Source organism: Flavobacterium pectinovorum (genome assembly GCF_006438875.1).
In the GTDB taxonomy this organism is placed as follows: Bacteria; Bacteroidota; Bacteroidia; order Flavobacteriales; family Flavobacteriaceae; genus Flavobacterium; species Flavobacterium pectinovorum_A.
The window spans coordinates 123,878-135,774 of sequence record NZ_RCZH01000001.1 but is presented as its reverse complement, the minus strand read 5'-3'; the positions used below and the strand labels follow the sequence as shown (position 1 = coordinate 135,774).

Annotated in this window: 13 protein-coding genes; 4 read left to right on the top strand and 9 right to left on the bottom strand. The window is 34.6% G+C overall.

Translation table 11 applies throughout. The annotated features are described in order from the left end of the window. Positions 1-140: 140 nt before the first annotated feature. Positions 141-479 carry a hypothetical protein gene (locus tag EAH81_RS00615; protein WP_140502431.1) on the bottom strand — a complete coding sequence of 113 codons (339 nt, stop codon included), beginning with the start codon at positions 477-479 and terminating at the stop codon, positions 141-143. A gap of 203 nt (positions 480-682) precedes the next feature. Between EAH81_RS00615 and EAH81_RS00610 the strand changes: the two genes are divergently transcribed. Then, on the top strand, positions 683-3,913 hold the full coding sequence (locus EAH81_RS00610) for a PAS domain-containing protein (protein WP_140502427.1): 3,231 nt from the start codon (positions 683-685) through the stop codon (positions 3,911-3,913). Here EAH81_RS00610 and EAH81_RS00605 read toward each other — a convergent pair. Beyond that, a complete protein-coding gene (locus EAH81_RS00605; RefSeq protein ID WP_140502422.1) occupies positions 3,898-4,332 on the bottom strand; it encodes a response regulator in 435 nt (144 codons plus the stop codon). The two genes, EAH81_RS00610 and EAH81_RS00605, sit on opposite strands and share 16 nt — an antisense overlap. A gap of 249 nt (positions 4,333-4,581) precedes the next feature. Between EAH81_RS00605 and EAH81_RS00600 the strand changes: the two genes are divergently transcribed. After that, a complete protein-coding gene (locus EAH81_RS00600) occupies positions 4,582-5,088 on the top strand; it encodes a pyridoxamine 5'-phosphate oxidase family protein (RefSeq protein ID WP_140502417.1) in 507 nt (168 codons plus the stop codon). A 793-nt stretch (positions 5,089-5,881) separates the two neighbouring features. Here EAH81_RS00600 and EAH81_RS00595 read toward each other — a convergent pair. The 3 genes from EAH81_RS00595 to EAH81_RS00585 all read right to left on the bottom strand — a co-directional run bounded on the left by EAH81_RS00595 (position 5,882) and on the right by EAH81_RS00585 (position 7,964). Beyond that, a complete protein-coding gene (locus EAH81_RS00595; protein WP_140502415.1) occupies positions 5,882-6,595 on the bottom strand; it encodes a DUF72 domain-containing protein in 714 nt (237 codons plus the stop codon). Then, positions 6,592-7,323, bottom strand: coding sequence for a DNA-formamidopyrimidine glycosylase family protein (locus tag EAH81_RS00590; RefSeq protein WP_140502411.1), 732 nt, complete (start codon positions 7,321-7,323; stop codon positions 6,592-6,594). Before EAH81_RS00590 ends, EAH81_RS00595 begins: the two co-directional genes overlap by 4 nt. Positions 7,324-7,391: 68 nt before the next feature. After that, complete coding sequence (locus EAH81_RS00585; RefSeq protein WP_140502408.1) at positions 7,392-7,964, bottom strand: ferritin-like domain-containing protein; 573 nt, start codon at positions 7,962-7,964, stop codon at positions 7,392-7,394. A 190-nt stretch (positions 7,965-8,154) separates the two neighbouring features. On the opposite strand from EAH81_RS00585, the gene EAH81_RS00580 reads away from it, so the two are divergent. Together EAH81_RS00580 and EAH81_RS00575 are read left to right on the top strand one after the other, a co-directional pair. Continuing rightward, on the top strand, positions 8,155-8,469 hold the full coding sequence (locus EAH81_RS00580) for a hypothetical protein (RefSeq protein ID WP_140502404.1): 315 nt from the start codon (positions 8,155-8,157) through the stop codon (positions 8,467-8,469). Between the two features lie 179 nt (positions 8,470-8,648). Continuing rightward, entirely contained in the window at positions 8,649-9,155 is a 507-nt protein-coding gene (locus tag EAH81_RS00575) for a hypothetical protein (protein WP_140502399.1), read from the top strand. Between the two features lie 269 nt (positions 9,156-9,424). On the opposite strand, the gene EAH81_RS00570 is transcribed toward EAH81_RS00575, so the two are convergent. The 4 genes from EAH81_RS00570 to EAH81_RS00555 all read right to left on the bottom strand — a co-directional run bounded on the left by EAH81_RS00570 (position 9,425) and on the right by EAH81_RS00555 (position 11,886). After that, positions 9,425-10,072: a DUF5661 family protein gene (locus EAH81_RS00570; RefSeq protein WP_140502394.1), complete on the bottom strand. Its 648-nt coding sequence runs from the start codon at positions 10,070-10,072 to the stop codon at positions 9,425-9,427. An 88-nt stretch (positions 10,073-10,160) separates the two neighbouring features. After that, on the bottom strand, positions 10,161-10,322 hold the full coding sequence (locus EAH81_RS00565; RefSeq protein ID WP_082421327.1) for a DUF1328 family protein: 162 nt from the start codon (positions 10,320-10,322) through the stop codon (positions 10,161-10,163). Positions 10,323-10,431: 109 nt separating this feature from the next. Further along, positions 10,432-11,520, bottom strand: a complete 1,089-nt coding sequence (locus EAH81_RS00560) for a DNA topoisomerase IB (RefSeq protein ID WP_140502390.1) — start codon at positions 11,518-11,520, stop codon at positions 10,432-10,434. Between the two features lie 126 nt (positions 11,521-11,646). Further along, positions 11,647-11,886 carry a Rho termination factor gene (locus tag EAH81_RS00555; RefSeq protein ID WP_140502385.1) on the bottom strand — a complete coding sequence of 80 codons (240 nt, stop codon included), beginning with the start codon at positions 11,884-11,886 and terminating at the stop codon, positions 11,647-11,649. Positions 11,887-11,897: the final 11 nt, after the last annotated feature.

Genomic DNA, 11,897 nt, shown 5'->3' with positions numbered 1-11,897 from the left:
CATTATCTAATTGACAACATTAAAAACTTTGTGCCTTAGCGCATTTGTGGCATTAGCAACAGCAAAAAAAAAAGCAGCTGCTCCAGATAAATCTGAAACAACTGCTCCCCAGCAAAATAAAAATACTTCTCTATTTTATCTTATGTAAGTTCGTTGATATCCGCGTTTTTAGCGTAATTCGCTTTTGGGATATCTTTAAAAAATTCGGCTTCTTCGAGATCCGCTGTTGGACCATATCCTAATAAATGTGTTCCTTTTTTTTGATCTTTTGTTTCGATTATATACAAAATCGACATATCATCAGGATCGCTCATACCTTCGTATCGGTGATGCGCTACAATGAATATTTCGTCAGGCTGATAGGCATATTTAGTTTCAGAATCTAAAAGCGCTCCATCTGCAAATAAATAATTACTAGTATAACCTTCATCCTGGTACTTTTTTATATAATCGGTTTCGTGTTTTTGCTCTCTTTTCATGATTTTATTTCGTTTAAGATTTCCTGAATCTATTGTTTATTCAAATTTCATAATTGAAAACAAATAAAATTAACTCAATAGATTTATTTATTAGCTCATTCAAAAATTCAACCCAAATCCATAAATATATTTTATTAATTTTAACAATTATCTAATGTCTTAGAACGATACAACGTTTTATAAAAATCAAAATACAACCGTAAATGAGTACAAAAAATCATGATTTCCTGGCAAATGGAGGCGAAATGGGTATATTAACACGTGCTAAAGATTGGAGTAAAACTCCGGTTGGAAGCGTTGATACGTGGCCACAAAGTTTGCGTACGACTCTGGGAATTCTTTTGAACTCAAAATTTCCGATGTTTTTATTTTGGGGAGAAGAGCATATTTGTTTTTATAATGACGCTTATCGTCCAAGTCTTGGAAATGACGGAAAGCATCCTGCTATATTAGGACAAAAAGGCGCTGAATTCTGGCCTGAAATTTGGGATTTTATAAAACCTTTGATCGATCAGGTTCTCACTCAAGGTGAAGCTACTTGGCATGAAGACCAACTTTTACCTATATATAGAAACGGAAAAATGGAGGATGTTTACTGGACTTTTAGTTATAGTCCGGTAAATAATGACGAAGGAAAAATTGGCGGAGTACTTGTGATTTGCAATGAAACTACCGACAAAGTAAATATTCTAAAAAGATTAGAAAACAGTAATCAACGCTATCTCAACAACATTCTTCAGACGCCAAATGCAATGTGTATTTTTAGAGGCGAAGATTATATTGTCGAAATCGCAAATGAATTGATGCTTGAAATCTGGGAGCGCAAAATAGAAGACGTAATCAACAAACCTATCTTTGAAGCCTTACCGGAAGTTAAAGGTCAGGGTCTTGAAGATATTGTAAAATCCGTTTATACGACCGGTGAAAAATTCATGGCGTATGAACTTCCCGTAAAACTAACCCGAAAGGGCAAAATCGTAAATACATTTATCAATGTCGTTTATGAAGCTTTGAAAGAGCCGGACGGAACAATTTCCGGCATTGTTGCAATCGCAAATGATGTCACGCTTCAAGTGCTTTCACGTTATGCTGTAGAGGAAAGCGAGAAACGATTTAGGGATACTGTAAAACAGCTTCCACTGGGAATTGCGATTCTAAAAGGTCCAGATTTAATAGTAGAAATGGCTAATGCAACTTACTTGCAAATTATCGATAAAACGGAAGAAGAAGTTTTAGATAAGTCCGTTTTTACATCGGTTCCTGAAGCCAAAGACACTGTTTATCCCTTGCTATCAAAGGTTTACCAAGATGGAATTCCGTATTATACTGATGAACTATCGGTTACTTTAAACCGTTATGGCCGACAGGAAAATTGCTATTTTAACCTGGTTTTTCATCCCTTAAGGGAAGAAGATGGCACGATATCCGGCGTTATAATTGTTTCGCATGAAGTTACAGAAGCTGTAAAAGCAAAATATCTTTTGACAGAAAGCGAAACTGCTTTTAGAAAATTGGTAATGGATTCGCCCATTGCTATGGCAATTTTTAGGGGTAAAGATCATAGAATTGAATTGGCAAACAATACGATGATGAAAACCATCTGGCAAAAAAAGGAAAGCGAAACTATTGGTAAACCTATTTTGGAAGTTTTTCCCGAATTATTAGGGCAAAAATATCCACAACTGCTTAATGAAGTTTTATCAAAAGGAAATATTGTTAAGGAGAAAGAAGGGATTGCTTATGTTGCTATCAAAGGCAAACTGCAAAAGTTTTATCTCGATTATCAATACACGCCTTTGTTTGAAAAAGAAGGTAAAATATCCGGCGTTATGGTTACTGTAAATGATGTTACAGATAAAGTTAAGGCACGTAAGAAAGTTGAAAATGCAGAGCAAAGAGCGCGTCTTGCAGCCGAAATTGCCGAAATCGCGACTTGGGATCTGAACGTTCCAAATCAGAAATTAATATACTCTGAGAACTTACCCGGCGTTTTTGGATTGGACAAAACCGTAAAAGTTACGCGTCCGCAAATTGTAAGTCAAATCTATCCTGAGGACCTGCCTATTTTAGAAAAAGCATATACAATAGCTCTTCAATCAAGTATTTATAAATATGAATGCCGCATCATTAAGCCTGATGATTCTACCTCGTGGATAAGGGCTCATGGCAAAATATTTTTTGATGAAAATAAAGAGCCTGTCAAAATGATTGGGACTGTGATGGACATTACGGATGAAAAAGAAGGCAGGGAAATTTTGATGAAAAGCGAGAAAAAATTTAGGCTTTTGGCCGATTCTATGCCACAATTTGTGTGGACGGGCGATGCGCTTGGAAATCTGAATTATTTTAATCAGTCTCTTTATAGTTTTTCCGGTCTTGATAAAAGCGAAATTGATAAATATGGCTGGCTTCAAATTGTTCATCCTGATGATCGCGAAGAAAATATAAATGCCTGGATGGAATCCATAAAAACTGGAAATGATTTTTTATACCAACACCGTTTTCGTCGCTCTGATGGCGAATACAGATGGCAACTGAGCCGTGCCATTGCGCAAAAAGATACTGAAGGAAAGATTCAAATGTGGGTTGGTACAAGTACTGATATTCAGGATCAAAAAGATTTTGCAAATGAATTAGAAAAAGAAGTTCATGAACGTACAGCGCAACTGGAACTTAAGAATAAAGATCTGATTAACATGAATATTGAACTTCAGTCTTTTGCTTATATCTCGAGTCATGATTTACAGGAACCTCTTAGAAAAATTCAAACTTTTGCCAGTCGTCTGGCCGATTTAGATGAGCAAAATATTTCGGCGAATGCCAAAACTTACTTAAGCCGAATTGAATTAGCAGCAAAAAGAATGCAGACTTTAATTCAGGATTTGCTTACGTATTCCAGAACAAATTCGGCAGAACGCATTTTTGTGAATACGAATCTTGACGATATTGCCGAGGAAATAAAAAGTGATTTTTCAGAGCGTATTGAGGAAAAAAATGCTCAGGTTAATTTTTATCCTTTGGGAGAAGTAACTGTAATTCCGTTTCAGTTTAGACAATTATTGCATAATTTAGTCGGTAACGCGTTAAAATTCTCTCGAAAGGACATTGTGCCAATTATAGAAATTAAAAGCGGGAAAATCAAAGGAAATAGCATAAAACAGCTTGTTGACTTTCCGAATAAGATTTATTACCATCTTCAAATTTCTGATAACGGAATTGGTTTTGATGCAGAATACAAGGAACGTATCTTTGATGTTTTTCAACGTTTAAACACTGAAAGCGAGTTTGCAGGAACCGGAATTGGTCTTGCTATTGTAAAAAAAATCGTCGAAAACCATAAAGGAATTATAACAGCAAGCGGCGAAAAAGACAAAGGTGCCACTTTTGATATCTACATTCCTGAATTGCAGCAGCTTATTTATGATGATTTATAAACAAATTCTTTTTCGCTTGGATCGAATTTCTTCCAATCGATTTCAATTGCATGCTGGATTGAGCTTACAATATCTTTCATCAAAATAGGCTTTGTAATGAAATAACTGGCGCCTAAATTTCGGCATCTTTCGATAATACCCGGTTCATTTGAAGTCGAGAAAATAATAACAGGGATTTCATTTTTTTCTTCAGAATTCCTAAGTTCTGTCAGCACATCAAATCCATTTTTCCCCGGCATATTCAAATCCAAAAAGACAACATGAGGCGTTGGCGGCGGATTGTAAATAGCGTTTAATAGCTTTTCTCCTCCAGTATAGGTCTGAAGCTTTATTTTTTTCGGTAATGACTCGATTGCATCTGCAAAAATGCTCAAATCGTCTTCATCATCATCAGTATAAAAAATAGTAAATTCACTCATGTGGTATTATATAAAAAGGGTTGTAATATTCTCCAAATATAGTTAAAATATTTCGTTTTTATTTTCTGACAAATGAGATTTTTAATTGAAATCTAATAAGTTTTAAATCAAATTCTATAACCCGAAAAAAGATAAATAAACCAACTTTACTATTCTTAAGTTTTTAATGAACCAGATCCTTATACCACTCAAAAAATGAGGTATTTAAGAAGTTCATTTTAGCAATTAACTAACTAAAAATATAAAGTCATGGGAGATCATAAAGACCTTACAAACGAATTTGCTGTCGATAAAATAAAAGATCTGGCAGAAAATATAAAAACATGTATGTTTTGTACTTACAACGAATTCAGATTGCTTTCGCGCCCAATGTCTGTTCAGAAAATTGATGATCTGGGACAACTGTGGTTTTTATCAGACCGAAACAGTAGTCAAAACGCTGAAATTACGTTGAATCCTACAGTCGAAATTTTCTTTTCGGAGCCACACGATAAATTCCTGACGCTTCACGGAACGGCAAGTATTTCGTATGATCCCGAAATCATCAAAGAATTATACAGTCCAATCGTTAAGGTTTGGATGCCCGGAGGCGAAGACGATCCTAATTTGAGTGTTATAAAAGTAGTTCCGGAAGACGGTTATTACTGGAATAATAAAAACGGAAAAATGACTGCTATTGCAAAAATGGCCGTTGCTCTGGTAAGTGGTAAAACCATGGATGACGGAATTGAAGGAAATTTGAATCTTCAAAATTAGGGCTTACACGCAGAGTGTTTTTACTGCTGAGTATTTTACCACACAGTTCACAAAGATTTTCGCAAAGTGCGCAGAGTTTAATCATCTTGCGTGCTTTGCGTTTTTTTTATATAAATAAACCACAAACTTGTCAATTTCGACGAAGGAAACCGGAGCGATAGCGAACAGACGAAGTAAATCACACCAGAAACTCCGCACATAATATCTTCAATCTTTGTCTAATTTCTTTGTGATGGACGGATTGATCCCGAAGCCCAATGTCATTAAGTTAAGATATTTTAGATTTTGTTCCATCGGAACATCTCATCGGTAGAAAAAAAAATATATCGAGAGAAACATCGTCCCATTGGGACGTTTGAGAAATTGTAAACGTAATCTGTATCTGTTTTTACCAATTATTATTTATAAAATCACACGTTCCTACGGAACGTAAAAAAATACCGTATTTATTGGGCTACCAATGAAATGTTCCGATGGAACAAAAACAAATTGTTTCATCGGATTTTTTCCTAACTTAATGACATTGGGATCAATGCCTTGAAACGCAATGTAAACCCAATATTGTCAAACCCGACAGGTTTCAAACCTGTCGGGTTTAGAACGATCCGCAAATAAATAAAGTAACCCCAAAGTTGTAAATTCGACGAAAGGAAACCCGAACGATAGCGAACAGACAAAATAAATCACACCAGAAACTCCGCAAAGAAAATCGCCAATCTTTGTCGAATTACGTGTGTGATTTCTCCTCCGTCGAAATGACAAAATTATATCAAACTATAACAAAGTCTGAACATTAACCTAACATTTTCTTTAGTTCTAAAGCATTCATAATACCTGCTTCACTTGCTGTATTATTAAAATATATAAATGCTGATTTTAAAGTAGTTTCATTCTTTATATAAAGTAATTCTTCAAGTGAATAACTAGAATAAAACATCTTTGGTTTTCCGTGAAGCCGGATATAAATCAGTGGAAAATCTTTGAAAATTGTTTCCGGTAATTGCGGATGACTTACGCTGCAAAACGTGATATTATTTTCTCTAAAAGCATCCCAAACTTCTTGATTCCACCAACTTTCATGGCGAAATTCGACTACATTTTTAAACCTTAAGTCCAAATTGCTAATAATCTGGTGGAGTTTTTCAGTACTAAACTGATAACTCGGCGGAAGCTGAAATAAAACGCATCCTAATTTCTCTTTTAAGCCTGTTTCACAAACTTTATAAAATTCTGAAATTAGCATTTCGCAGTCCGTAAATTTTCTAATATGAGTGATTTCTTTTGGTGCTTTTACAGAAAAAATAAAATTTTCAGGTGCTTTTTTATACCAGTTTTCAAATATTTTTACTGTCGGAAACTTATAAAAGCTTCCATTGAACTCATACGTGTTAAAGCACTGGCAATAAAACTCAAAGAACCTAGAACCAGACAAAGTGTCAGGATAGAAAATTCCCTTCCAAAACCTGTTATTGTAGCTTGAGCATCCTATTAAAACTTTATTTTTCATATATGTAATTTTTGACAGTTCGTACAGAAAAAACTTCTGCGATTTCTCTTTCCTGTATGTTTTCTTATCATCGGAAGATTACATCTCAAACAGGTTGGTTTTGTATATGCGAGCCAATGTTTTTTTAATTCGTAGTTTTTCTTCCAATCCAAAAATTCAAAACTGTAAATCGAACATTCATCGATAATTTGTTTCAGATCTTTAGGCGGAATTTTACCAACCAGAGATTCGGGATGAATTCGACAACGATACAAAACTTCATTTTTAATGATATTCCCTACTCCTGCAAAAATATTCTGATCTAAAACTGCATCACAAATCATTTCGTCCGGAATTTTTTTGAGGTTTTGTTTTGCTTTTTTAGCGTTCCATTTTTCGTTCATCACATCTTCTTCCCAATCATAAAGGGCATTAATATCGCCTTCCAGAATTTTAATAGAACAAGTGTAGAAGTTTAGTTCGCCATTTTCAAAAACCAGACTCATTCTTGGTTTTGTTTCTTTTCGCTCATTAACCCGATAAGTTCCAAACATGAGCATATGAATTTTGACGGTAAAACCTTCAAAACAAATTAAAAAATGCTTTCCCCAGGTTTTAAATTCCTGAATAATTTTGTCTTCAAGCCTATGAATATCTGCACTGCTATTCCCCGAAACTGAAATCACTTTCTGTCCGGTAAATTGCTGTACTTCTTCTTTTAAAATCACTATTGATGGACCTTCTGGCATACTATTTAATTTTTATAACCAAAAAAGTGCCACTTAAAAGCGGCACTTTCTTAGTGATTGTTCTTTAATTAATCTGCTTCTGCAGCTTCAAGATTCACTGCATCTACAGCAATCAACGTCAGTTTTTTATCAGCGCCTTTTTCTTCTTCGAGCGTTTGTTCCAGTAAAGTTGCAACTTCGGCCAAGCCAAGAGTTTCCGCAAACTGTCTTAAAGTACCGTAAGTAGCGATTTCATAGTGTTCTATTTTTTGAGCGGCAGCAATAATACCTGCATCACGCACAACTCCAATTTCAGTTTCTTCAATAATCCCCTTTCCTTCTTCGATTAAACCTGCCATTGCATCACATTTTTTAGCAACAGCTTTTTGATCAATCAGCTCAAAAACTTTCTCTAATCGTGTTACATGTTCTTCGGTTTCGATCAAATGTGCGTTTAAAGCCTCTTTTAGATCCTCTGACGTCGCGTTTTTGGTCATTGTAGGTATTGCCTTGGTCAGCGCCTTTTCAGCCCAGTAGATGTCTTTTAATCCATCTTCAAATAATTCGGTTAATCCGGATGCTGCATCTGATTTTGGTTTTGTTACTCCTTTTTTTACTTCTTGTTTCGAAGTGGTTGCTTTTTTACTATCCGTAGTTTTCATGGTAATAATTTTATGTGATTAATATTTTATAAAATTACCTTCTTGATTATCAGACAAGTTATATCATTATAAATTAAAATTTCATTCTAAACACCTGTATATTATGCAACTACATTATAGAATTCTGTAAGAGATTTTTTTCTTTCATAAGATAGATTTGTAGTATCGAAATTTTAAAAAACATATTACAATGAAATCACATACTACAGATACTATTTATCAGGAAGCGATACTTTTTTTTCATAAACAATATCAAAAGGGACATTTAGACGTAGACACTGCCCTATTAATTGATCAGGCAATTGATAATCTTCTTAAAAGTGACAATATCACCAGAAATGAAAATATTCCAAATGAGGAACAAGTCGTAAATGAGGATGATTACATTCAAAATACAGAACACGAAGAGGAGAATCATATCGAAACCGATGATTTTGACGAAGAAGAACATATCGAAGACGAAGATCATTTTGATGATGATGATTTAGAAAGAAATGATAACTAATATTTTAGAATACAAAACATCAAAAGACTGTTATTAATTTAGCGGTCTTTTTTTATGCAACAATGTTGCCTTAAAAATTAAACAGCTGTTAATTATACAATTACGTTTTATAATTCTATAATATAATCTGCCGCTTTCAGTATTAGATTTGTATATATGAATCACTAAAATTAAATATCATGAACACTACAGATAACAAATACAGCACGACTAAGGGAAATAAAGTTCCCGGAAATCAAACTCAAAATAAATCCGACAGAAACACTCTTATGAACGAGGAGTTGTATGATATCGATGACATGAAAGAAAGCGATAATGACACATCAGAAATCGCAGAACGTGGCTATACGATAAGAAATGGCTACAATCCAAACAAACCAAATCCGGATCAAATTGCAGAAGAAGATGATTTAGATGATGATTTTCATACCAAAAAAGATTTAAAACATGATAGCGAAGATTTATATCAGGAAGAATTGGATCTAAACGGCAAAAATATTGGCGATGTCAACGATGAATTTGATAATCCGTCAGACACTCTGGAAGATGATTTTAATGAAACCGAAGATGATTTAGAAGATATCGACCAGGATGACGACGAAGACGAATATGTCGAAGATGATGTTCAGGAAGAAAAAGACGATGACGCCGATCACTATCCGGATAACGATCCAAGGAAGTTTTGAAAAAGGTTCTTTCTGAGGGACAAAGGCGCAAAGGCTCAAAGGGACAAAGGGTTTAGAATAAGAGGAAAGAAGCAAGAAGCAAGATGTAAGATGTAAGACTTAAAAAAGCTGGAAGAAAGACTATAGGAGTAAAAGGACATGATTTTAAAATCTTTGTTCTTTTACTCCTTTTTTTAATCTTTAACATAAAATCTTAAGTCTTGCTTCTTGCTTCTTTCCTCAGAACCTTTGTCCCTCAGAACCTCAGAACCTTTGTCCCTAAAAAAAAACTAATCCCCAATAATCTCCAGAACCGGAATATCATCCATTTTTTCCAGGCGTTCTGCAAGTCCGGATCTGGCTTCTTTCAATTCTTCTTCGGCTTTAATTAGCTCTTGGTACAATTTATCTTTTCCGGTGGTAACCTGCTCAATCTTGCGCATGATTTCGTAGATTTCACCTTCGGCTTCCATTACTTTTAATCTTTTGTAATACGTCAGGCTTTCGGTCATATGTGCGAGAGCAATCATGGCGGTCAAAAACGGATGATTATTGGTTACGTTAACGTCTTTAATTTTTCCATGTTCGAGTTCTACTTTCAATGCAAAAGCAAATTCTTCCATGTTAAAAGCTTCATGTTTACTCTGCGGATTCAAATAGGCTTTAATTGAGTCAACATTGTTCATGGTAGACAAATCAACCTCAGTTTGTTTTTTATCGTTTAAATCCTTAAAAACCACGTTTGCAATTGCTCTTGCTTCGGCAATTGTCGGATCATTTTTAGGATCTTCGAAATCGCGTATCGACCAATCCCAGTTTTGAGGATGTACAGGTTTTAAGTATTTTTCGCAAAAATCTGTTACATCGTTTTTCAAGCTTACCATTTCATTCTCTCTTTTGATGTAAACATCCTGGTAAGCACCACTCTTTGTTCCCATAATTTTATTTTTTTATTTTTGAAAATACAAACGACACATTTACCGAGATATATGTGTCGTTTTTTTACTTGTTCTTTATTTACTGAGGCTAAATACTTTTTCTTCCGCTAATTAGTGATATGATGAATAAGACTAAAAATATGAAGAATAAAACTTTAGCAATACTTGCTGCTCCAGCGGCAATTCCGCCAAAACCAAATATTCCGGCAATGATAGCGAGAATAATAAAAATAACTGTATAACGTAACATAAGCGTGATTTTTTAGTTGATAATGATTTTGTTTGTTACTCAAATTTCATGCTTTTAAAAGAGATGCATTAACTCAAAACATTATTTTCTTATCGCGATCAAACCTCCTTTAAGACAAATTGATTTGATAGTTCTGTATTAATTCTGAAAAGGCAATTTCGCTATGCGAAAAGTTACATTTAGTGCTTCGGCATTTTTTGGCACGATCAAAATACTGCTGAATTGAGCCGTCTTCATAAGTCGAAACCAATAACGGATGAACGTAGTAATTTCGGCATACATTTCTGGTATTTCCCAAAGCTTCCGCCGTTATGTCAAAAGCTGATAAAATGTTCTTTTTGATTTCTTTCTCGTCAGTTGTAGTTCCAATTTCCATCAAAGCTTCAAAAAAAACAATCGATGCTGCCCAGGTTCTGAAATCTTTGGCACTAAAATATTCTCCCGAAATTTCATGCAAATATTCATTTACCATATGACTGTCCAAAACCTTTCTTTCGCCATTTTTATCGTAATATTTGAAAACTTCCCAACCCGGAATTTCCTCACATCGACTCACTAATTTTACCAATTGTTTGTTTCGGGTTGTGATCGTGTGTTTTTTTCCCTTTTTACCGATGAATTCAAATTTCAGGGAATTTTTATTGATATTAATGTGGCGTTTTCTTAAAGTCGAAAGTCCATATGACTTATTGTCTTTGGCGTATTTTTCATTCCCAATTCTAATGTGGGTTTCTTCCATAAGCCGAATCACTAAAGCAATTACTTTTTCTTTCGACCATTCTTTTTGCTCCAAATCTTCGTCAACTTGTTTACGAATCAAAGGCAATTTCGTTCCAAATTCGGCTATTTTGTAGAACTTAGTCTGATTTCTGATCAAATTCCATTTCGGATGATATCTGTATTGTTTTCGGTTTTTATCGTCCAGACCAACGGCTTGCAAATGACCGTTTGGCAAATCCGAAATTTGGACATTTACCCAAGCCGGCGGAAGCACCAAACTGCTAATACGTTTTAATTCGCTTTTTTGCTTAATGCAGCGACCATTCTTTTTATAAACAAAACCCTCTTCTCCAGCACATCGTTCAATTGGCAACTTTTGATTATTATTTATATAAACTAAATCTAATTTTTCGATCACCAAATGTGGCGTCTTAATCAGTTGATTCATTAGTTTCTCGGTTTTGGCTGCTGCATTCATAGTCGATAACTTTTTTATTTACCACTCCAGATAGCTATCGGAATTAAGACTTAAAAGATTATTTCCGATATTCAATTCATTTCTTACCGACAACTATCTTGAGTGGCATATTTTTTTTATTCCATTTTAATTATTTCGTAACGAGTGAATAAGATTCTTCTTCGACATATAAGAACGTCCCGAAATCCCCACTATTCGTGCTTGTTCGTACAATTCCGCCTTAGACCATTCGTTATAAGGTTTTGCATGTCCGCCTTTTTCACCAGCGTCTGGCGTATTGGCAATTCGAGCTGCTTTTTCTTTGCTATAACCTATTTCTAAAAGTGCTTGATATTGCTTTTCATTTTTAATTCTTGCATCTGGCATGACTTGAAAAT